Source organism: Jeotgalibacillus aurantiacus (genome assembly GCF_020595125.1).
Lineage (GTDB): Bacteria > Bacillota > Bacilli > Bacillales > Jeotgalibacillaceae > Jeotgalibacillus > Jeotgalibacillus aurantiacus.
Window position 1 is genome coordinate 734,487 of the sequence record NZ_JACNMS010000001.1, and the last position, 20,962, is coordinate 755,448.

At 45.8% G+C, this 20,962-nt stretch carries 23 protein-coding genes and 1 riboswitch; of the genes, 4 read left to right on the forward strand and 19 right to left on the reverse strand.

Annotation, left to right across the window (positions count from 1 at the left end):
• Nucleotides 1-164 precede the first annotated feature (164 nt).
• The 7 genes from H7968_RS03395 to H7968_RS03425 form a co-directional block, all read right to left on the reverse strand.
• Entirely contained in the window at nucleotides 165-923 is a 759-nt protein-coding gene (locus H7968_RS03395) for an ABC transporter permease (protein ID WP_227394828.1), read from the reverse strand.
• On the reverse strand, nucleotides 920-1,651 hold the full coding sequence (locus tag H7968_RS03400) for an ABC transporter ATP-binding protein (RefSeq protein ID WP_227394829.1): 732 nt from the start codon (nucleotides 1,649-1,651) through the stop codon (nucleotides 920-922). The genes H7968_RS03395 and H7968_RS03400 overlap by 4 nt, the downstream gene beginning before the upstream one ends.
• A gap of 77 nt (nucleotides 1,652-1,728) precedes the next feature.
• The gene (locus H7968_RS03405; RefSeq protein ID WP_227394830.1) at nucleotides 1,729-2,058 is read right to left on the reverse strand and encodes a thioredoxin family protein; all 330 of its coding nucleotides are present in this window, start codon (nucleotides 2,056-2,058) and stop codon (nucleotides 1,729-1,731) included.
• A gap of 12 nt (nucleotides 2,059-2,070) precedes the next feature.
• Nucleotides 2,071-3,222: an MFS transporter gene (locus H7968_RS03410; RefSeq protein WP_227394831.1), complete on the reverse strand. Its 1,152-nt coding sequence runs from the start codon at nucleotides 3,220-3,222 to the stop codon at nucleotides 2,071-2,073.
• A 121-nt stretch (nucleotides 3,223-3,343) separates the two neighbouring features.
• Nucleotides 3,344-3,808 carry a DMT family transporter gene (locus H7968_RS03415; protein WP_227394832.1) on the reverse strand — a complete coding sequence of 155 codons (465 nt, stop codon included), beginning with the start codon at nucleotides 3,806-3,808 and terminating at the stop codon, nucleotides 3,344-3,346.
• 11 nt (nucleotides 3,809-3,819) lie between these two features.
• A complete protein-coding gene (locus H7968_RS03420) occupies nucleotides 3,820-4,512 on the reverse strand; it encodes a Crp/Fnr family transcriptional regulator (protein WP_227394833.1) in 693 nt (230 codons plus the stop codon).
• Between the two features lie 11 nt (nucleotides 4,513-4,523).
• Entirely contained in the window at nucleotides 4,524-4,955 is a 432-nt protein-coding gene (locus tag H7968_RS03425; protein WP_227394834.1) for a DMT family transporter, read from the reverse strand.
• 127 nt (nucleotides 4,956-5,082) lie between these two features.
• Here H7968_RS03425 and H7968_RS03430 point away from each other — a divergent pair, with 127 nt between their 5' ends.
• Nucleotides 5,083-5,730 (forward strand): DUF429 domain-containing protein, encoded by a 648-nt coding sequence (locus tag H7968_RS03430; RefSeq protein WP_227394835.1) that lies wholly within the window; start codon nucleotides 5,083-5,085, stop codon nucleotides 5,728-5,730.
• 332 nt (nucleotides 5,731-6,062) lie between these two features.
• Here H7968_RS03430 and H7968_RS03435 read toward each other — a convergent pair whose 3' ends face one another.
• Nucleotides 6,063-6,614: a TVP38/TMEM64 family protein gene (locus tag H7968_RS03435; protein WP_227394836.1), complete on the reverse strand. Its 552-nt coding sequence runs from the start codon at nucleotides 6,612-6,614 to the stop codon at nucleotides 6,063-6,065.
• A 186-nt stretch (nucleotides 6,615-6,800) separates the two neighbouring features.
• Here H7968_RS03435 and H7968_RS03440 point away from each other — a divergent pair, with 186 nt between their 5' ends.
• Complete coding sequence (locus H7968_RS03440; protein ID WP_227394837.1) at nucleotides 6,801-7,136, forward strand: hypothetical protein; 336 nt, start codon at nucleotides 6,801-6,803, stop codon at nucleotides 7,134-7,136.
• Nucleotides 7,137-7,192: 56 nt separating this feature from the next.
• Here the strand turns inward: H7968_RS03440 and H7968_RS03445 are convergent, their stop codons facing one another.
• From H7968_RS03445 to H7968_RS03460, 4 genes are all read right to left on the reverse strand, one after another.
• Nucleotides 7,193-8,854, reverse strand: coding sequence for an AMP-binding protein (locus tag H7968_RS03445; protein WP_227394838.1), 1,662 nt, complete (start codon nucleotides 8,852-8,854; stop codon nucleotides 7,193-7,195).
• A gap of 174 nt (nucleotides 8,855-9,028) precedes the next feature.
• On the reverse strand, nucleotides 9,029-10,594 hold the full coding sequence (locus tag H7968_RS03450; RefSeq protein ID WP_227394839.1) for an acyl-CoA dehydrogenase family protein: 1,566 nt from the start codon (nucleotides 10,592-10,594) through the stop codon (nucleotides 9,029-9,031).
• A gap of 129 nt (nucleotides 10,595-10,723) precedes the next feature.
• Nucleotides 10,724-10,999, reverse strand: coding sequence for a ribosomal protein L7/L12 (locus tag H7968_RS03455; RefSeq protein ID WP_227394840.1), 276 nt, complete (start codon nucleotides 10,997-10,999; stop codon nucleotides 10,724-10,726).
• Between the two features lie 6 nt (nucleotides 11,000-11,005).
• Nucleotides 11,006-11,197, reverse strand: a complete 192-nt coding sequence (locus H7968_RS03460; RefSeq protein ID WP_227394841.1) for a hypothetical protein — start codon at nucleotides 11,195-11,197, stop codon at nucleotides 11,006-11,008.
• Nucleotides 11,198-11,338: 141 nt separating this feature from the next.
• Between H7968_RS03460 and H7968_RS03465 the strand changes: the two genes are divergently transcribed.
• Nucleotides 11,339-11,854, forward strand: coding sequence for a plastocyanin/azurin family copper-binding protein (locus tag H7968_RS03465; protein WP_227394842.1), 516 nt, complete (start codon nucleotides 11,339-11,341; stop codon nucleotides 11,852-11,854).
• Between the two features lie 886 nt (nucleotides 11,855-12,740).
• On the opposite strand, the gene H7968_RS03470 is transcribed toward H7968_RS03465, so the two are convergent.
• The 7 genes from H7968_RS03470 to H7968_RS03500 all read right to left on the reverse strand — a co-directional run bounded on the left by H7968_RS03470 (nucleotide 12,741) and on the right by H7968_RS03500 (nucleotide 19,547).
• Nucleotides 12,741-13,811: a branched-chain amino acid aminotransferase gene (locus H7968_RS03470; RefSeq protein ID WP_227394843.1), complete on the reverse strand. Its 1,071-nt coding sequence runs from the start codon at nucleotides 13,809-13,811 to the stop codon at nucleotides 12,741-12,743.
• 208 nt (nucleotides 13,812-14,019) lie between these two features.
• On the reverse strand, nucleotides 14,020-14,292 hold the full coding sequence (locus H7968_RS03475; RefSeq protein WP_227394844.1) for a hypothetical protein: 273 nt from the start codon (nucleotides 14,290-14,292) through the stop codon (nucleotides 14,020-14,022).
• A gap of 237 nt (nucleotides 14,293-14,529) precedes the next feature.
• Entirely contained in the window at nucleotides 14,530-14,697 is a 168-nt protein-coding gene (locus tag H7968_RS03480) for a hypothetical protein (RefSeq protein ID WP_227394845.1), read from the reverse strand.
• A 408-nt stretch (nucleotides 14,698-15,105) separates the two neighbouring features.
• A complete protein-coding gene (locus tag H7968_RS03485) occupies nucleotides 15,106-15,723 on the reverse strand; it encodes an NUDIX hydrolase (protein ID WP_227394846.1) in 618 nt (205 codons plus the stop codon).
• Nucleotides 15,724-15,777: 54 nt separating this feature from the next.
• Nucleotides 15,778-16,254, reverse strand: a complete 477-nt coding sequence (locus tag H7968_RS03490) for a flavodoxin domain-containing protein (protein ID WP_227394847.1) — start codon at nucleotides 16,252-16,254, stop codon at nucleotides 15,778-15,780.
• Nucleotides 16,235-17,281, reverse strand: a complete 1,047-nt coding sequence (locus H7968_RS03495; protein WP_227394848.1) for a ribonucleotide-diphosphate reductase subunit beta — start codon at nucleotides 17,279-17,281, stop codon at nucleotides 16,235-16,237. Before H7968_RS03495 ends, H7968_RS03490 begins: the two co-directional genes overlap by 20 nt.
• Nucleotides 17,282-17,294: 13 nt before the next feature.
• Nucleotides 17,295-19,547: a ribonucleoside-diphosphate reductase subunit alpha gene (locus H7968_RS03500; RefSeq protein WP_227394849.1), complete on the reverse strand. Its 2,253-nt coding sequence runs from the start codon at nucleotides 19,545-19,547 to the stop codon at nucleotides 17,295-17,297.
• Between the two features lie 150 nt (nucleotides 19,548-19,697).
• Nucleotides 19,698-19,876, reverse strand: a riboswitch (cobalamin riboswitch).
• Between the two features lie 266 nt (nucleotides 19,877-20,142).
• On the opposite strand from H7968_RS03500, the gene H7968_RS03505 reads away from it, so the two are divergent.
• Nucleotides 20,143-20,673: a GNAT family N-acetyltransferase gene (locus tag H7968_RS03505; protein WP_227394850.1), complete on the forward strand. Its 531-nt coding sequence runs from the start codon at nucleotides 20,143-20,145 to the stop codon at nucleotides 20,671-20,673.
• The last annotated feature ends 289 nt before the right edge of the window (nucleotides 20,674-20,962 follow it).

Genomic DNA, 20,962 nt, shown 5'->3' on the forward strand with positions numbered 1-20,962 from the left:
CGATTGAATCCTTTTCCAGAAAGCCTGAATAAAAATCTGAAACGATTGAAAAAGTCGGGTTAGTGAAGGAATTCCGCGGTGCAGTCCCATCACGACTAACTTCCCAACCTCGCGTCATACCAAAAAACCGGAATCCCTCACTCGAGAGACCCCGGCACACAACATTATTTCTTCTCCGGCAAAACAAGCTGCATCCGCTCATTAAACAAGGTTGGATAGGATAGAAACCCTAACATCACACTCGTTACAACAGCGGTTGTCAGTAATAGAAAAATAATTAACAGCTGGAACATGACAGCCTGAAGTGGATCGGCTCCGGCAATAATCTGCCCGCTCATCATACCCGGCAGTTGAACAAGACCAATCGTTTTCTGACTTTCAATCGTCGGGATCGTGCTTGCCTGAATGGAAGCGATCAGAGGCCGGTGAATCGCCTGCTTCGGTGTCCCGCCCAGTGACAGGATCAATTCTGTTTCATCCTCACGCGAATCGAGCTCTGATGTAAAACGGTTTAAAAACAAAATCGACAGCACCATCGAGTTTCCGATCACCATGCCGCTGATCGGGATGATATACTGAGCGGTTGCAGGCGTAATATTAAGCCCGAGTAGAATCCCCTGCGTCAACACCTCAATAAACACAAACGTCACAATGAGCTTCCATGTAATTCCCTGAATCGACACACCTTTTTTACGGGCATTTTGAACGGCAGCGCCAATCATCAGCGCGATCATTAAAAAGATGTAAAAATAGTTCTCAGCGTCAAATACAAACTGAAGGATGTAACCAACAGTCAGTAATTGAATAATGGATCGGATCGTTGCGATCACTGAATCCTTTTCAAGACCGAGGTTCAGCGTTTTTGATAGGACGAGCGGAATGATGACAAAGATTAAGGATAAAGCCAGTAAGACAAAATTCATTCCGTTTCCCCCTTTACAAACGTCTGAACGCGGGGATTTTGCGGATTCTTGAGCAGACTGCTTTCACCTGTTTCCACGAGTTCCCCGTCCATCATTACCCACGTGTAATCTCCAATGGATAAGGCCTGACGAAGATTATGGGTAATCCACATAATGGTCGTTCCATACTTTTCATTGATTCTGACAATCAGTTCTTCTATTTCCTGCTGTGACACGCGATCGAGTGATGATGTGATTTCATCCAGCAGTAAAATCTCCGGCTGATTGACAAGCGTACGGGCAATCGACAGCTTCTGACGCTGACCCCCGGACAGATCCTTGGCTTTTCTCTCTAAAAAGGATTCATCCATCCCGACTACGGTAATTAACTCTTTCGCCCGTTCATCAGACAGCTCTTTTCCCTGAAGCTCCATTGGAAGGGCCAGGTTATAACGGACTGTGCCTGGTACCATTGTGGCACTTTGCAACGCGATTCCTACTTTCCGACGTAACTGAACCGGATCATAGGATTCGATTTTCTGATCGTCAATATAGATATCACCGCTCGTTGGTGAAATCAATCCGTTACAGAGTCTGAAAAGCGTGGTTTTTCCCGCGCCTGATGGACCAACAAGTGTTGTGATCCGGTTGCGCGGAAACCAGCCGGTAATATCGTGCAGGATTTCCTGCTCTCCACTTGTAAATGTAACATGACTGAATTGAATGGCAGCCTGAGTATCTTTCGTCATCATAAACGCCCATTTCTTTATTTAGAATAATTATCATGTAGTAATTATATTTAAAAAAGAACATAAAGGCAACTGATTCAATCGGCGTCAGCCGTCCATTTAGAAAGAAAATGATCCAGGTCGTCGATTCGGATGAATCTGGCTTCACGGTACAATTCCCTGCCTTCTGAAAACGCCAAGATTGCCGGAATTGAAAAAATCGTCAGCTGTCCAGCTGCCTCTTCCACATCATCTGCTGAAAGGTGACCAAAACGGACTGAAGAATAGTCCTCCATCAGCTCCTGCACTTTCGGAAGCAGCGCATGACAGACGCTGCAGTTCTCTCTTGATACATAAACCAGCGTCTGTGCCCCCTGCTTCCACTGCTCCAATTCTTCAACCGAATGAATCTCTTCATATTCCCTCATCATTACTCCCCCTTATTTAACAGAAAGGTTTTTACCGGTTAAACCAAGAAGAATCTGCATGACAGCCATTAACATGACCACGACTGCCATTGCATATAACGCCGGGGTAAAGCTGTTAAATTGATCGTATACTGCCCCGACACCAAGCGGACCGAGTGCAGCAAGAATATATCCACCACCCTGTGACATGGCCGACAGCGCGCTTGCCTGCTGATGCGTCTCCGTTTCGATAATCGGCATCATTAACGCAAGCGGGAACAAACCACCCGCTCCAAGACCGATTGCCACAACCGCTAAAAGTGGTGGCCCATCAAAAATCAGCGTGAAGACACCAATCAGTTCAAGCGTACTGCAAACGAGTAAAGCAGGGACAAGATAGCCATATTTCGCGACCAGACCTGGTAAGAATAGTGACACGGGAATCTGAATCAAGGCAAACACCGTCAGCATGGATCCAGCCGTGACAGAGCTGTAGCCCATGCCCTGAATAATTGGCGCAACCCAGGCCGTTACGGTATAAAACATACTCGACATCAAGCCGAAAAACACGGTCAGCAGCCAGGCCCGTCCACTTTTAAAAGGAAGAGGGGCACGCTCTGACACCTGATCTGTTTTCTCTTTACCCGCAAATCTGCTCCAGACAACCAGTGCCAAAACTCCGAGAACACTCCATACTGCCAGCGCAAACATCAGGCTCTGACCCGCCGACTCATAAATCGGCACAGAAAGTCCTGCTGCTCCACCGGCACCGAGCGCCATCGAAACCGTGTAAATACTGACAACACCAGGGCGCGTAGGAAAATACTGCTTAATAAATCCTGATACTAGAGGTCCCGCCACACCGATACCGACACCCACTAAAAAAGCTGTCACAACAAGGGTTCCTGTGTTTCCAAAAACACCACGGAATGCTGTAGCTGCTGTAATAAGTATTAAAGAATAAAAAATCCCGCGCTCAAGCCCTGTCCGCTCACTGATTTTCACCGCAAACGGCGCAAATAATCCCATACATAACACAGGTAGCGTCGTTAACAGACTCGCCGTCGTTCCGCTCATGCCAAGCGTATTCTGCATCGTTTCAAGCAGTGGCGCGACGGATGTAATCGAAGGACGAAGATTGATCGAAACTAAAAATAATGCCAGTAATAAAAACCAGACTCTCACATTCATGCGCTTCCTTTCATTGTACCCACAAAAAAGCCTTGCTAATGAAATCAGCAAAGCTTACGCAGGCATTTCTTGAATACTACCCATCATACTCCTTTAAAAATGAATCCTCCACTTTTTAGGCTGAGCGTCTGAGGGCTATAGATAATTTCTTGCCAGGCTCTCTTTTGAACACCACAATCCCCGCAGCCAGAAGGAACAATCCTGCCGCCTGATTCCATGTAAAAGGAACCTGACTAAACCCGAATAACCCGAATGCATCGATCATTACCGCTACGGCGAGCTGTGATACAAGCACAATCGAGATCGCCGCAGCCGGCCCCAGATGATGAACAGACTTCATGATAAAAAAGATCAGCCCAACCCCGAGCACCCCGCTGATCAGATAAAATGGATTCATGCCATTCAGCTGAAACAATGAACCTTGATCCAAAAGAAAAAACAAAGGTAAAGATGAAATAAAGCCAAGCCCCATCACAAATGATGTCGTAGCCCATGAACCCGCCTCTATGCTGACACGGGCATTAAACACGGTCTGCACACTGATTAACAATCCAGCAAACACAGCAAGCATCATCCCCATTTTCACCACTCCTATTCATATATATTTCCTTCAGCACGCAGACGCAATGCCTCTATATCCAGGATCGTCAACTTTCCGCGCTTCCTCTCAATCACACCATCCTCGCACAACTGTTTAATCACACGGTTTAAATGCCGATAGCTTGTGCCTAACACTTCAGCCACTTCAGTCAAATGTGCCGCCTGCATCTCATCATGATACTGCGAACCCTGGCCATCCTCTGACAATGACAGCAAATAACTTGATAAACGGACATCGAGCGGATACAGACGATTAAAACTGGTCACCTGGGACTCTGTATAAAATTTCTGAGCGATCGTCTGAAGTAAAAAGCGGAGGAAGGCCGGCTCATCTCCTTGCATGTCGTGCAGGTCTTCAAATGAAATGCCAAGACAAAACCCGTCAGAGACAGCTTCAACAGTATTAATCACTGGCGTATGTTGCACAAACTCGACATCCCCAATTAATGCTAAAGGCTTTTTGAAACGGACAATCAGCCTTTTACCATCAGGTGAAGTCGTAAAGATCTTCACTTTCCCTTCAGTCAGAAAATACAGGTGGTCAATATGCTCCCCGTCCTCACATAACACATCTCCCTTTGAAAAAGAGAAGATCGACAGCTTAGAAGCGTTCTTTAAAATATCATTCAGTCCATAATCATTCAGCCACTTCTTTACTTGTTCATGATCCGGCTGTTTTCTCATCCCCATCACTCCTAAAGCTGGAATAGCACAACGCCTGCGAGCATCATCACGAGTCCGGCTACATGCTTTTTATGAATGGTGCGCTTTTCTGTCCCGAAAAGACCAAGCGCATCGATCAGAAATGCACAAACAATCTGCGCCACAAGCAGCAGTGTAATCGATAACGACATCCCAAGCATTTCGATAGAAGCCATCTGAGCCGGTAAAACGATCAAGCCAAATGTTCCGCCAAGCAGATAAACCGGTGGAACCCTCGAAAACCTTGCTGATTCTCCGGACGATTTCCGAACAGACAAAAAAATGATAAACGCTAAAACGAATCCAATGAAATGGACAAGTACAACGGTGTGCCACATACTGACCGACTCACCCATTTTCGTATTAAACGCGCCGTGCAGTGCAATGAATACTCCTGCAAGAACCGCAAATAAAATCCCTTTCATACAACACCGCTCCCTGTTCTTTCTCTTTTACCAAAAGAATAACAGAGTATTCAAAGGACATATGTCTCTTTTAAAAGCCGTCCGTTTTGTATACTAAAAGAAATTAAACAAAGAGAGGAATTTCCTTATGATCATTATTGGCATTGATTTATCCGGTCCATCCAACCATAAAGATACAGTCGCTGCTGCCTTTCAAGAAGAAAATGGGCGGCTGCAGCTGATGGATTTTATAAAAGGGGCTTCAGACGACATGATCCGTTCACTTGTAACGGAATGCCTGGAGAAAGATGAGGTTACGATCGGTCTGGATGCACCGCTATCGTATCAGGACGGCGGTGGGGATCGGGCGCAAGATAAAGCGATTAGGAATTTTATTAAAGAGAACGGATTATCAGGGAGCTCGATTATGACCCCGACCATGACCCGAATGGTGTATCTGACACTGAGGGGCGTTGCGCTTTCACGAAGTCTTGCTGCACTTGATACGAGTGATCGCTTGACCATCCTTGAGGTGCATCCCGGCGCTGCGATCGGCTTGCGTCTTGATGAGGATAAAAAGGAGCTTGCCCTGCGCTATAAAAGGGAGCCTGACGTGCGGACTGATATTGTTGATGCGTTGAGGCAATGGGGTTTAGGTGGGCTTTTAGAAATGACTGAAACACATGAAATTGATGCCTGCGGCGCAGCACTTGCCGCGTGGAAATACACACAGGGAGAAGCTGTTTGGTGCTGGGACAAAAAATCAGCAGCACATCCGTTTAGGTTGTGCTGCTGAGGGTGTTTGATTGAGATAGGATTGCTCATCTGGTTAGCTGGGAGTGGTGGGCTGAGTTCTGGAGGCGGGGAGTGGGGCTGGGAACGAGGTGGGCGAGTGAGTGAGGCGAGGGTCGGCTATCGACAGAAATTACTCCTCTATCAACAAAAACAGGCGCGCTTACAACAGAATTCATGTCTCTAACAACAACAATCCGTCTGCTAGCAACAGTTCTGCCTTTGCGGAGAAGGCTATCGACAGAAATCGCCTCCCTATCGACAGAAATAAGCTTGCTATCGACATTATCTTACGGTCCTTCTCCGACTTTTTAAGGGGATCAGATGTGCTGCTGACTATTCCAGCGACTCCATTTTATCATCGCTTAATTTTCCGATTATTTTATACACAATCAGCAGTACCAGAAATAAAACCGCTGTTCCATACCACGGAAGTTCATGAATCGCGCCTCCGAATGCTGTATAAATAACCGCCGGCGCAATAACACCAAGCATGGAGTAGATCATATACTCTTTTCTGTTCTCGGTCATCTCCATCAAATAAAATGACAGCAGATGAAAATGTACAAATGGCATAATCCGAAGCACCATAATCTGTCCCACAGACAAATGGCGGTTTGGCAGAACTTTTTCCTTCAGCTGAGACAGCTTATTTTTAAATGTAGGGAATTTATTAATCAGAACATACGAAACAAAACTCATCAGCGTTAATCCGATAAACGATAAAATCGCACCCTCCACAAAGCCAAATAAAAGTCCTCCTGCCACACATACAAGAATGACAGGCAAAAAGACAAGAGGCCGGATTAGGTGAAGCAGCACAAATAAAACCGGCCCAAGCCAGCCAGTCTGCTCAATAAAAATCTGCCACTCCCTCAGCTCATCCATCCGGGTTCCTCCTTTTTCTGCTTAGAATATTGAAATCTATTCATAGTGTATCAAGATGTACTGATAAATGGGGAGTTTTTGAGCATTTGAGTGATAGGAAAATCTGAATCGATTCATTTTCCATATATTAGTTTCAAGATAGGTCGTGTATGGTAAAATAGGATGGAAAATAAAGGAGGGTGTTGAATGCCATTAGAACAGGAAATTCCCCACATGTTATCCATTGGGTTTATCACTGTCATGTCAATCATGATAATCACAACGCTTATCTTATGGACGAAAAATAAGCACCAAGGCAGGGCCTACAGTATGATATGCCTCCACCTGATGCTATTATCAACAGCATTTTATTTTTTTATGAATGCTGTTACCTATGATTACAGTCTGCCAATGTCCTCAGAAGAGAATTCGTTACAGATCGTTATAGCAGGCATCTGCTGGAGTTTAAGCATGGTCTTTCTTTTGTTGTCGATTATTTATTTTTCAGGGAAAAAGCGGAAACAGGCGCAGCGATTGACTTAAAGATTAGACAAAACCGGAACCACTCCAAAGAGTCAGTTCCGGCTGCAGATCCATCCTTAATTTTTTCGCCCTTCGAATGAAACAAGATCTCCGTCCCCAAGTTTCGCAAGTGATTGCTCACGAAGAACATACTTTTGAATTTTGCCTGATGCGGTCATCGGGTAGGTGTCTGTGAACTCGATGTAGCGCGGGATTTTGTGGTGGGAGATCTTTCCGCGACAGTAGTCTCTGAGCGCTTGTTCTTCGAGTTGTTCTCCCTCTTTCAAAATGACCCAAGCCATGAGTTCTTCGCCGTATTTTTCATCCGGGACGCCGACGACCTGTACGTCCTGGATGGCGGGATGCTGGTACAGAAATTCTTCAATTTCCCGTGGGTAAATGTTTTCTCCGCCGCGAATGATCATGTCTTTGATGCGGCCGGTAATCGCCAGGTAGCCGTCTTCATCCATGACCGCAATATCTCCAGTATGCAGCCAGCCTTCTGCGTCAATCGCTGCACGGGTTGCTTCTTCGTTTTTATAATAGCCCTTCATAATCAGGTAGCCCCGCGTGCAAAGCTCGCCCGGTTCTCCGGTTGGAACCTCTTTGCCTGTCACAGGATCAATGACTTTCACTTCTACTCCCGGGTGCGGTTTGCCGACGGTTGCGACCCGTTTTTCAATCGCATCGTCCGGTTTTGTTTGCGTAATCACCGGAGAGGATTCGGTTTGGCCGTAGCAAATCGTAATTTCACTGGCACCCATATCATGGATGACCTTTTTCATCACTTCAATCGGACACGGAGAACCTGCCATAATACCCGTCCGCAACGAGGAAGTATCATAGTTTTTATAGTTTGGATGATTCAACTCCGCGATGAACATCGTTGGCACGCCATGGAGAACCGTGCAGCGCTCCTGTTCAACAGCCTGCAATACCTTTTCCGGCTCAAACTGCTCAAGCAGGATCATCGTGGAACCGTGGGTAACCGCCGCAAGCGTTCCAAGCACACAGCCGAAGCAGTGGAAAAACGGCACAGGAATGCATACCCGGTCCTCTGTCGTCAGCTTCATAAAATCCCCGATCAGCTGCGCGTTATTGACGATGTTATGGTGAGTGAGCATAACTCCCTTAGGAAAGCCGGTCGTACCTGACGTATATTGAATATTGATCACGTCTTCAGGGTCCAGTGCGGCAAGGCTTGACTCAAGTTCCTCGTCCGTCACCTGCTGTGCAAATTGCTGGAATTCACGCCATGTGTAAATGCCCGGATAATCGTTGTCGCTCATCACAATGACACGTTTCAGTTCAGGAAGCTTCGGACTATTGAGGTTTCCTTTTTCAGATCCGGAAAGCTCTGGGCAGACAGCGTTGATAATGTCTATGTATGAGGACCCTTTAAATTCTTCTCCTAATATCAGTGTTGTCGCATCTGACTGCTCCAGCAGATACGTCAGTTCAGCCTGCTGATAATTCGTGTTAACCGTTACGAGAACAGCTCCCATTTTACCGGTGGCGTACTGACTCAACAGCCACTCTCTCTTGTTATCTGACCAGATGGCCACGTGCTCCCCTTTTTTGATACCCGCACCAAGAAACGCTTTTGCCAGTTCATCTGTTTCCTGATCAAATTCCTGATACGTTTTTCTGATCTTGTGCTCAGGATACACATACGCCTCCACATCCCCATATGAATGCGCCATTTCCTTTACGATTTGTCCAACCGTTTTATTCAGCATCACCCGTGCTCCTTTCTCCCATTCATTCCCTTTTATATTATCACAACATTCAGACAAAATAGATAGCGCTTTCATAAAATAGGAAAAAGGGGTCAGGCTTTATATCGCCTGATCCCCCATGATGATGCCGAACTTTTCTACACAAAGCATACTGCCATCAAATTCATCCTGATGCTACAGCCAGTCACGATAAATGTCTGCAACAGCTAAGCTTCTTTCATCATCCGCACGTTCATAGGCATGCACGACAAACAGCAGATCCGCCATCCTGCTGGCTACTTTGCGGGCATAATACGTCTGATGATTCTCACTTAAAGCCGTCAGTCGAATTAAGATCGACTCCAGCTCCTCTATTTTCACATCGATCATCCGCATCTTTTTTGATCCTAGCCTGCGTTTCAGATCCCGGATAAACACTTCATGAACATTGAACTTTTTAACGAGCCTTAATACTTCAAGCGCCAGGATATTTTCTGTTCCTTCCCACACCGTCAACACCTGTGCATCTCTTAACAGGCGAGGCGTCACAAAATCCTCTATATAACCGTTGCCGCCGTGCATTTCGATGGCAGCGTGTGCAAAATCAATGGATTCCTTCGCCGTTCTCGATTTGATCAGGGCAATATACAGCCTGTTTAGCGCGATATCATCAAGCGTGACGTGCACATCATCCCTGACCACCCGCTCAAACAGCTCAATGCTTTCAAATAAAGCAGACAGTTGTACTTCATGACGCACCTGCAGCTGTACCACGGTTTCCTGCATCATCGGAAAATCAATCAGCTTCTGGCCAAAAGCATCCCGTTCAGATACGTAAGCAAACCCCTCTTTAAGCGCACGCTTCATAATGCCAAGTGACGCAACACTGTTACAGATCCGCGACAGGTTCAATGCTTCCATCATGTAGTAAAATCCGCGGTCCGCTTCCCCAATCGGATACGCTTCTGATCCATTGAACTCCACTTCGCCGGATGGGACTGCGCGTACGCCAAGTTTATCCTTAAGCCTTCTGATCGTGATTTGATTCAGCTCACCATCCTGATTGCGCCATGGTACTAAAAACAGACTCAGTCCCCGTGTCCCTTCAGGTGCACCTTCCATTCTCGCCAACACTGTTGCAACTCCTGCCTGCCCTGCGTTCGAGGCAAAGTATTTCTCACCAAACAGCCGGTATACGCCGTCCTCTTTCACCGCTTTAACTACATTTGCTCCTACATCAGAGCCACCCTGCCTCTCCGTTAGAAAGGTGGCACCTTCATAAAGCTCCACCTCTCCAGTAGACAAAACGTGCGGGAGAAAATGGTCCTTCAACTCCTGATCCGCATAGTGATCCAGCAGATAAGCGGTTGCCATCGTCAGCGTCACTGGGCAATAAAAGCCCGCCTCCGTCTGAGATAATAAATAGCCCTGTGCAAAGCTGTAGACGTAATTACCCTTCTGCTTTAATTCAGGAATTTCTTTATGCGGATAAGCGGCAATGCCTGTGTCGTATGCTTCCTTCACAGTTTGCTTATACCCTTCATTCACCCACACCTTTGACACGTCATTTCCCATTTTGTCATAACGGATCAGCCTCGGCTGGCCTTCACGATCCGTATAGGCTGCCCGCTCATCCCAGGCACCATAGCATTTATCATAAAAATCCTTTAAATGCGTAATAGCATACTCATAAAATTCCGGAGACAGCTTCTTTTTTAAAATGTCCGTAAGAAGCTGTTCATTCTCGACAAATGATGACATCATCTCGCCCCTTTCCCCACATTATTTCCCGGGTAATTTATTGTTATTTTATCATGAAGAGACTGTGAATGAATGGCGATTCATTCTTTTCGCAAGAAAAAACTGCGGACCATTTCGCAGTTTTTCTTTTCACTCTACCGGACCTTTCCCATTCAAATCCGCTTCTATGTTATCTACATATTTTTTCGCTTCCACAAGCCCGAGCCCCGAATGTTCTCTCACAAACTTCACAATAGCCACCTTATCCTGACCAGCCTTTAAGCGGTCAATAATCATCCGCTCAAGCTTCTGATCCTGCACGAGGTTATCGGCAACCTGCTGCTGCAGTTTTTTATTGCTGTTAAATAAAACTCCGATAATTAAAGCTGCTGCTATGAGCACAATGATTAATGATAAATCTCCCAACTGTCGTCACCCCTTATTAGAAAATGTGTCAGAACCCTTTTTCATAATCGTCACAATGACAAAAATAATCGCCACGATATTCAACGCAAGCATGACCGTATAATAGATGGACCCGCTGCCACCTGCTAAATATGTGCCATAACTGATTGCATTCAAAAACAGTATTGTTAGTAAAATCCATCTCCACTTACGTTTCATTTTTTCACCACCACATTGATCTTTCTATTTTAACATACGGGGTATCGCTTAAATGGTTTCATTGCAAACATGAGCCGCCGTTTTTGATCCAATGCTTCATTTCAATCGTTTACTTTTTAAATTGATAGAGGAGGAATCACAATGAAGAAAATAGGATGGTTATTGTTGCTGATGTTTATGCTTTTGCTCACAGCGTGTTCCAGTGAAGATACCTCAACACCCGCGGATACCGAAGAAGATACGGCCACAGAGGAACAGGTGGAAATGGAGGATGAAGCATCTTCTGATGAAGGTATGATGGAGGATGAAGAGGCTTCTGAAGATGGTGAGATGACCGAGGAAGAACCTGCTGAAGAAGAAATGACGACTGAAGCTGAAGTTGTATCAGGCGATGTGGCTTCCCCATTACTTGCACAAGGCGAAACAACAGCTTTTCAATTTGATACGGTCGGCACATATGGGATCCACTGCGATCCACACCCGGTGATGAAAATGACTGTAACGGTTGAAGAAGGTGCCGAGCTAAGCGGAACCGTAGAAGCGCAAATTGCTGATTATGAATTTAGTGAAGATCTTGTTGTAGCACCTGGTACCGTGATTATCTGGACAAATGAAGATCCGGTGAGACATAACGTGGCGGTTACGCCGGAAGGTTAATGTATGAGCGCATCAGAGATTGTGTGGTGCGCTTTTTTGTGTGGTTGCGTGTTTGCGTGGAACCGGTTTGTCAGGTTAACGAGAAAGTTTGTGAGGTTAGAAGGAGAGTTCGTGAGGTTAGACGCGGAGTTTGTGAGGTTCCATAACGAATTCGTCAGCTTGCGCGGGAATTTGTGAGTTTAGTATCTTTTGGACTATGTTGGAAGGGTACTTTTTCAAACAGGATTGTTCAATCTGACAGCACTTTTGCGTGGAACCGGTTCGTCAGGTTAGCGGGCAAATTTGTGAGGTTAGGGCATGAGTTCGTGAGGTTAGACGCGGAGTTTGTGAGGTTCGGCGGCGAGTTCGGCAGCTTCCGCGAAAGTTTGTGAGGTTGGTGTCTTATGGACTATGTTTGAGGGACACTTTTACAAGCCAGGTTGTTCAATCTGAGAGCACTTTTGCGTGGAACCGGTTCGTCAGGTTAGACGCGAAGTTCGTGAGGTTAGAGCATGAGTTCGTGAGGTTAGACGCGGAGTTTGTGAGGTTCGGCGGCGAGTTCGGCAGCTTCCGCGAGAATTTGTGAGGTTAGTGTCTTATGGACTATGTTTGAGGGACACTTTTACAAGCCAGGTTGTTCAATCTGAGAGCACTTTTGCGTGGAACCGGTTCGTCAGGTTAGCCGACAAATTTGTGAGGTTAGGTCATGAGTTCGTGAGGTTAGACGCGACTTTCGTGAGGTTCCATAGCGAGTTCGTCAGCTTCCGCGAAATTTTGTGAGTTTAGTGTAATTTGGACTACTCTATAAAAACATTATTCTCTTAAAAATTACAAAAGAAAGCGGCCAGCTTCATCAGCCGGCCGCCTTTTAAAGCAGACTCATTCCTGCGTTTAGGTATTTAAAGAACTAAATCTCAACCGTCCACTCAAAAACATCCTCCACTTTACCAGTCTGGATCCCGGTAATGGTATCGTACAGCTTCTGGGACAGTTCTCCGATTTCGTGATTGTTGAATACCATCTTTTTACCCTGCCAGTTCAGCTCGCCAACAGGTGAAATGACGGCTGCGGTTCCGGTGCCGAATGCTTCCTCGACAAGCCCCTGCTCGTAGGCTTCGTATAGCTCGTCAATCGCGATGCGGCGCTCTGAAACCGGCACATTCCAGCTGTTTAGCAGTTCAAGAATGGACATTCGGGTGATACCTTTTAGGATACTGCCGCTTAGAGCTGGTGTCACAACTTCCCCGTTGATTTTAAAGAAGATATTCATGCTGCCGACTTCCTCTATATAACGCTTTTCGATGCCATCAAGCCACAGGACATCTGCATTACCGGATTTACGTGCATTGGCCTGTGCCTGATAACCGGAGGAATAGTTTCCGGCCGTTTTTGCCATCCCGGTCCCACCTTTAACGGCACGGGTGAATTCCTGTTCCACGTGGATCGTGACAGGCTTAATGCCTCCTGCAAAATATGAGCCTACAGGCGACAGCAAAATCATCATCTTATATGTTTTAGATGGTCCTACAGCAAGATTCGGTTCGGTCGCCACGATAAAGGGACGAATATATAGTGAAGTGCCTGGCGTGTCCGGCACCCAGTCCTGCTCAAGGTCAATCAGGGTTTTCAAATACTCAAGCACCTGCTCTTCATCAATTGGCGGAATACTTAGTCGCTCACCCGACCTATTAAGCCGCTCCAGATTTTTTTCAGGGCGGAATAGAAGAACCTTTCCTTCAGGTGTCCGGTAAGCCTTCAATCCTTCAAAAATGGTTTGTCCATAATGAAAAATCATGGCGGCTGGATCGAGGGTAAGCGGTGCGTATGGAATAATCCGCGCATCGTGCCAGCCCCTGCCTTCCTCATATTCCATTAAAAACATATGATCCGTAAATGTGGTGCCAAAAGGGATCTGATCCGTTGAGGGCTTTTCTTTTCGCTGCTGACATTTTACAATCTCCAAAGTCTGTGTGCTCATTGATCAAAACTCCTTTTCCATCATCTTTTATTTGCCTTATTCTACATAGAAAATTTAGTGATGAAAAGGACTAAAGTGAAAAAATTCAGAATGTTGGAGAAATCGGGCGTTATTTAGAGTAATAGACAGCCAGGTGAACGTAAATAGTCCAGATACTGTGGAGAAAACTTAAAATCGCAATCCAAATGTCTAAGACAGCACACAGAAATTACTTCTCTTTCCCCACCAATCTAATGTCATAAAATAAAATTTGAAATGCAGCAAAAGAAACCACTGGTAAAAGAAAATACAGTGTGAGGAGAATGGGCCCTTCCATCATTTGTGTTTCTACCAGACTATGAGCAGTACTTTCCATAAAAAGTGTCAGCATGAAAGCCAAAGTAACACTTAGCGTAACTCTCAATCCTTTCCGATCTGCTTTACTTTCCCAAAAGCAAGCAATACTGATGATTAACAAAATAATGATTAGAAATAAATACATACCATTCACTCCTTCAATTGATTAAAACTATCATTCAACACCAACCCTTATTTATCCTTGATTACACTTGAAAAAAGTTAATCTCACATCTCAAATTCAAATAAAAAAGCACCCAAAAACATACGATGACAAGTGTATTGTCGAATCGCTTTTGGATGCTGTAAATTTTGGTTCATACCCTATTTATATGGTTTACCTGCGAAAATCGAACAGCCTTTAACATGCACAACTGCCCTTTTATGAGTGCGTCGAGTTTTCCACACTAGATGATGTGTGTGTTCCTTCAGCGTGATAAGGTCGGGAGTCATCACTTGAATAGGCGTGCTGACTGCGTTTTTTACGCTTCCTGTCCGAGTAAAACCCAAGCGCGAAAATAAAAGCAATGGTCCCAACAAAAATCCACATACGAACTCCCCCTTAAAAGGAAACAATTTCCTTTATCATACGCGATACCCTTTGAAAAAGGAAGCCCATATACTTGATCGAAAAGTAGTTATTAAAATATACACTCAATCGCTTTTACATCCAGAATGTCTGGTCATTTCAAAGACTCTCTATGGAGGAAAGGGACATGTTCACAATACAACCAAGAAGCGGAAGATGTTTCATGGATCGGTTTTTCCATCTCGTTTCATAAGAAAGAGGATTTGAATTCTACACAGGGTCGGACTCATCCGAAGACTCCTGTGGCGGAAAGGGACAGGTGAAACCGACTGTGCGAAGCACAAGCGGGTTCACCGCCCGGCCACGGAAAGCGTAGGATGAGTCCGACCCGTCTTTCAAAAAAAAAGGAAGCGGCTTTCAACCGCTCCCTCACCTCATCATCTTCTCAATAAACTCCCTCAGCACCCGCGCAGTCAATCCCCAGATCACACGGCCTTCATAATGGTAAAAGTATTCTTTATACTGCCGTGTTTGCCACTTATACTCGCGCCCGTTGGCAATCAGATCGAAAGGAAAATTCTCTTCCGGCTTTACCTCAACATTAATCGTATGCTCATCCGGTGGTGTCTCTATAAAAAAGGACAGCGGTACGGTAAACACTTCCTCCACCTCTGCAGGGTTCGGCTTGAGCTCATGATCATCATCTAAAAACCCTACATACGTGCTGATCGTCATCCCGAATGGTGATACCAGTTTACCGAAGGAATGGACGCGCTTAATCGAGTTTCGGCTGATGCCGAGTTCTTCTTCTGCTTCCCTTACCGCCGCCTCCTTTGCACTGTCATCATCCTGATCGATCCGTCCTCCCGGAAAACAGATTTCCCCAGGCTGACGTCTCATGGTCAGAGAGCGCACCTCAAACAGCAGATGCAATTCCCCGTTTTTCTCCACGAAAGGAAGCAGAATCGAATAATTACGAACTGCCTCCTCTCCTAAAATAAATGGTTCATGCGCAACAAGGCGCTCCGTTAATTCCCGTTCATTCATACCATCAACCCCGTCAGCGTTGTTTTCTTAACTATATCAGAACAACCGCTTTGTTTACGCCTCAGAAGAACACGGAATGTTTTTTACGCGCTGACGCAGAAGTTGATTGAGCTGCTTGCATTTTTTGCGGTCTGATCTTTGAGGTAAAAGCTCTACTTTTAATGTTGCGACCAGTGTGGTTTTGTCAAACAGCATATCTCTAAACTGATCCACGGCTCCGCAATAGCGTGGGTAATGACGGTCTCCTGTGCCTGCTGCCACGGTCATGAGCCCCTCGGAAGCATGTTCTTCGATCAAGCAATAAACGTTCTCCATTCTTCTCGGAATCTCCCCATTTCCCCAGGAATACGTTGCAACGATGAGCACATCCGTCACAGAAAGTGCAGCTTGTGAAAAGTTCTCTGAAGCAAGCACCGTGATGCTTTGAAACGCTGCACTTAACTCCTCTTTCATCATCTCAACGAGCGCTTCTGTATTTCCTGTAGAAGATGCATAGACGATTGTGATCCGTTCAGAGCTCATCAAAGCCATTGGACTGGGACACCTTTGTATACGTCCTTGACTTTTGTTCGAAGAAATCGGATTTCGTCTCGTTCATCATCTGATCGTCAAATACACGGATCCACGGCATTGGATTATCGTTTTCCGGATAAAGATTTTTCAAACCGATCTGGCGCAGGCGCTTATTCGTTAAATACTTTACATAATCACTGAACTCCTGCTGATCAATTTCAGGAATGTCCTTTAAAATGTAGCCCGCCCACTCAATCTCAAGCTCAGCTGCCTGATGAAGCGTATCGTACACCTTTTCGAGCTGATCCACCTGATTTAATTCCGGCTCTTCCTTGAGTAAAATGCGGAGAAACTGCCCCATGAAGTAGGCGTGCTGCATTTCATCGCGCTGAATATAGCTGATCATTGTACTCGTTTTCAGCATCTTCTGCTGGCGGGCAAGGTGATAGAAAAACGCAAAGCCTGCATAAAAGTAGATGCCTTCAAGCGCAATCGAATGAACACCGAGATGAAACAGTGTTTCGGGCGTCGGGTTGCTTCTGAATTGCTCATAGGCATCAAGAATCAGCTGATTTCTCTTTTGAACAATCGGATCCTTTTTCGCCTGTTCGAATCGTCTGATTTGCTCGTCTGTTGATACGAGTGAGCTCAGCAGATACGAATACGATTCATTATGAACAGCTTCCTGTTGTGCTACGACAGCAAGAATCGCCTTAAAGCTCGGGTCTGTTACATAATCCATCACACCTGTCATCGCAGGGGTCTGCAGACTATCGAGTGAAGCGAGCTGTGTATTGATCCGGAGGAAGACATCCTGCTCAATTCCGCTCAGGCTGTCCCACTGCTTAATATCATCCTGCATGTTGATCTCCTGTGCCTTCCAGAAGTTCGCAAGCAGTGTCTGATACAGCTCATACATTTGTGGATACGCGATATCATTCCAGTTTAATAAACCGGACGCCTCCCCGTTAATGAGCTTTGTCGCACGGCTCGGGGCATCCGGATTTAACAGCTTTGATTTTTGTAAGGGTGCAGTGATGGCCATGGTGATTCCTCCTTTAGCTTTCGCAAACCTCGCAGGCTTCGATTTCTGTCTGTGATGTACTTCGGACATAATAGGTTGTTTTCAATTTACTCTTCCATGCGTCAATATGAAGATCCAGCAGCTCTTTGGCTTTGATGTCATGACGAACGTATATATTAAAGCTGATACCCTGATCGACATGACGCTGTCTCGCTGCATTTTGACGGATGCTGTCATGCTGATTCAGGTGATGACGGGCTTTTCTGTAATACTCATACGTTTTGTGATTCAGGTCCGGTGCGGTAACGGTGAATTTAAAGTTCTTCTTTTCCTCTGCATATTCAACAGCGTAAAGCGGGTCAATCCCGTCCGTCGAGCCACCGATTTTAGCCGTAGAGGAATTCGGTGCGACCGCCATCATCCAGCCGTTCCGTAGACCTTTGGCCGATTTTTCACGAAGTGCTCTCCAGCGCTCACTTTGATAACCTCTACGCTCGAAATACGCGCCTGTCTCCCATTCAGAACCTTTAAACGCATGATAAGCTCCTTTTTCTTCCGCCAAATCAGCTGATGCACGGATCGTTAAATAGGCGATCTCTTCGTAAAGTTTGTCAGCGTATACTACAGCCGCATCAGACTCCCAGTAAATCCCCTTTTTCGCCAGCAGGTGATGCCAGCCGAACGTGCCCAGACCGACTGCGCGGTATTTTTTGTTCGTCTGAGTAGCCTGCTTAACTGAAATCGTGTTCAGATCAATGACATTATCAAGCATACGCAGCTGGATCGGAATGAGCCTTTCAAGAACATCCGCCTCTACAGCACGCGGCAGATTGACAGATGACAGGTTGCATACAACAAAGTCACCCGGCTTTCTCACAATCACGATGTTGCCTTCCTCGTCTGTAAATTCTTTTGTAATTGTGGTTGGCGACATATTCTGTGCGATTTCTGTGCAGAGATTGCTGCAGTAAATCGATGTCCTGCCAATGCCATTTACGTGCTTATTCGGATTCTGGCGATTCACTTCATCTCTGTAAAACAAATAGGGCGTTCCGGTTTCCAGCTGGGCAATCATGATTTTTGCCATCAGATCCATCGCGCGGACTGTTTTTCTCGGAAGAAGTGGATGCTGTACAGCCTCTTCATATTTTTCTTTAAAATAGCGGTGGTCTGCTTCATCATAAAAATCCTCCAGGCCAAGCGGCTGTCCATTTTCGTCCCTCCATCCCATCACCTGCTTTACCTGATGGGGACAGAACAGGTGCCATTCACCAACACTGCGTCCCGCTTCATCCTTTTCGAGCAGCTTTTCCATAAACAGATCCGGAATGCAGACACCTGTAAACAAATCATGAGCTTTACGCCGCTCATCACCATTGTTTGTCTTCAGTTCAAGAAAGCTCATCAAGTCTTTATGGAACACATCGAGATAAACGGCCACCGCGCCCTGACGCTGTCCAAGCTGATCGACACTGACCGCCGTATCATTTAACAGGCGGATCCACGGCACAATCCCTGAAGAATTACCTTTAAACCGTTTAATATCGGAGCCGAGCGCCCTCACCTTTCCAAAATAAACACCCAGTCCCCCGCCATCCTTACTTAAACGTGCGGAATCCCAGTTATTCAGATAAATGCCGTCCAGCGAATCATCTACTGTATCAATAAAACAAGATGACAGCTGGCCGTAGCTTTTACCGGCATTTGATAAAGTGGGTGTCGCCACCGTCATATAAAGATTCGACATCGCCCAGTATGCCTCACGGATCAAATCGAGGCGTTTATGTACAGGTTCCTTCTGCATCAGCGTCATCGCAATAATCAAAAAGCGTTCCTGCGGAAGTTCAAATACCCTTCCCTCATAGTCTTTTGCTAAATAGCGGTCAGCTAATAAAAACAATCCGATATAGGAAAAAAGCTGATCGTTTTCAGGTGTAATCAGGCTGCCAAGCGTATCAATTTCCTCTTTAGAATAAGTATGCATGAGGTTTTTGTCGTAAATGCCAAGCGTCGTTAAATGAGAGATTAAGCCATAAAAATCTCCATAACGTTCCGACGCGTCATATCCTCTTGATTGTGCAGCCTGTGCATAAAGCTTTAAAGAAAATAGCTTTGCAGCTGTGTAAGTCCATCCCGGCTCATCCATGGTGATTCTGTTTAATGCTTCTCCTATTGCCTCATCAAGTGAAGGTTGGCTAAATCGCTTTAATGCTTCCAGCAGTTGACCTGCATGCTCTCCTGCCAGGCTCCTGATGTCGTGCTCCATTTCTGTTACGGTACTTGTCATCACATCTTCATCCCTTTCGTGAAGTAATACCGGAAAATAAAAAGCCCCGCTCTCCTATTTGGAGAACGAGGCAGATATCAACGTGAATGAGAACAGAAACGGATCCCCGTCCTGTTATTCCCGCTGCATCTTCTCTATTCCCGGAGAAGCTTACAATCGGCAAAAACGGCAGGTCTCCTGGCTCACACATCTTCCTTTCTGCACCCTTCCCATCTTTAACAGACAGTGGCTTGTACAGATCGTCCGTGCTTACAGTTGCGGGAACAGCTCCGGATTCACACCGGATTCCCTTTTAACCCTTAACGGGCACCGTTTTCACTGGTAGTAACAATATATTGTGTTATTTAGTTATAAAAATTCTATATATTGTATGATCTTCACTATACCTAATCATGCAAAAATACGCAATCGATATTTTTTCATGGATAAAAAAGATCTTCTTACAGCTAAATAATGGTAAGATAAACGCATCGACTAAGAAAGGAATGATAATGATGAAAAACGTATATAAGGGGACTATGACAAAGTAAAAACGTGCAGGAACTGCTGTAATGTCCTGCACATGAAATCAGTTCATGAATAAGGAGATTACATGATGTTAATAGATAACGAACTTGTATTAAGACGTGTTGAGGAGCATGATTTACCTGTCATTTGGGAGGGTGCTTTCTCAAGCGATACGCCTGAATGGAAACGCTGGGATGCACCGTATTTTCCGCATCACAGGAAAACTTATGAGGAATTTTTAAAGAAAAAGGAACAATACGTGAATGCCCCGGATGTTATGGTGATTGAGATTAATGGGGACGTGTACGGAACTGTCACTTACTACTGGGAGCATGAGCCGTCAAAGTGGCTTGAGATGGGGATCACCTTTTACCGGGAAGTGCATTGGGGCAAAGGCTATGGCACGCGCGCATTGCGCCTTTGGATCGGTCACCTGTTTGACACGCTGCCACTCGTCCGTGTCGGCTACACAACCTGGTCCGGCAACCACCGGATGATCCGCGTCGGTGAAAAGCTTGGCATGCAAATGGAAGCACGTATTAGAAAAGTGCGTTTTCATGACGGTCAGTATTTCGATTCGATCCGCATGGGGATGCTGCGCGAGGAATGGATCAGGTAAAGATTGTTGGTCGCGAAGCCTGGACGGTTTGATAAGCCGGATCGGCTTCGCGGGTAACTAGAGGTTTGCTGGTGATGCGGTTCCGGGGACACAGGCGTTGTGGCGGTGGTGTCGGGGCGTGGAGAGTTGCCGGGATTCCTTCACTTCGGGCAGTTTTTCCTTCTTACTGGATTTTTTATCCTTCTTTTCGGAAATCGATTCCTTCTTTTAAGATTTTTATTCCTTCACTAGCCCTTCCACCTACATGATTTCCTTCATTCAATCTCCAGATTCCTTCTTTTCAAGGTCC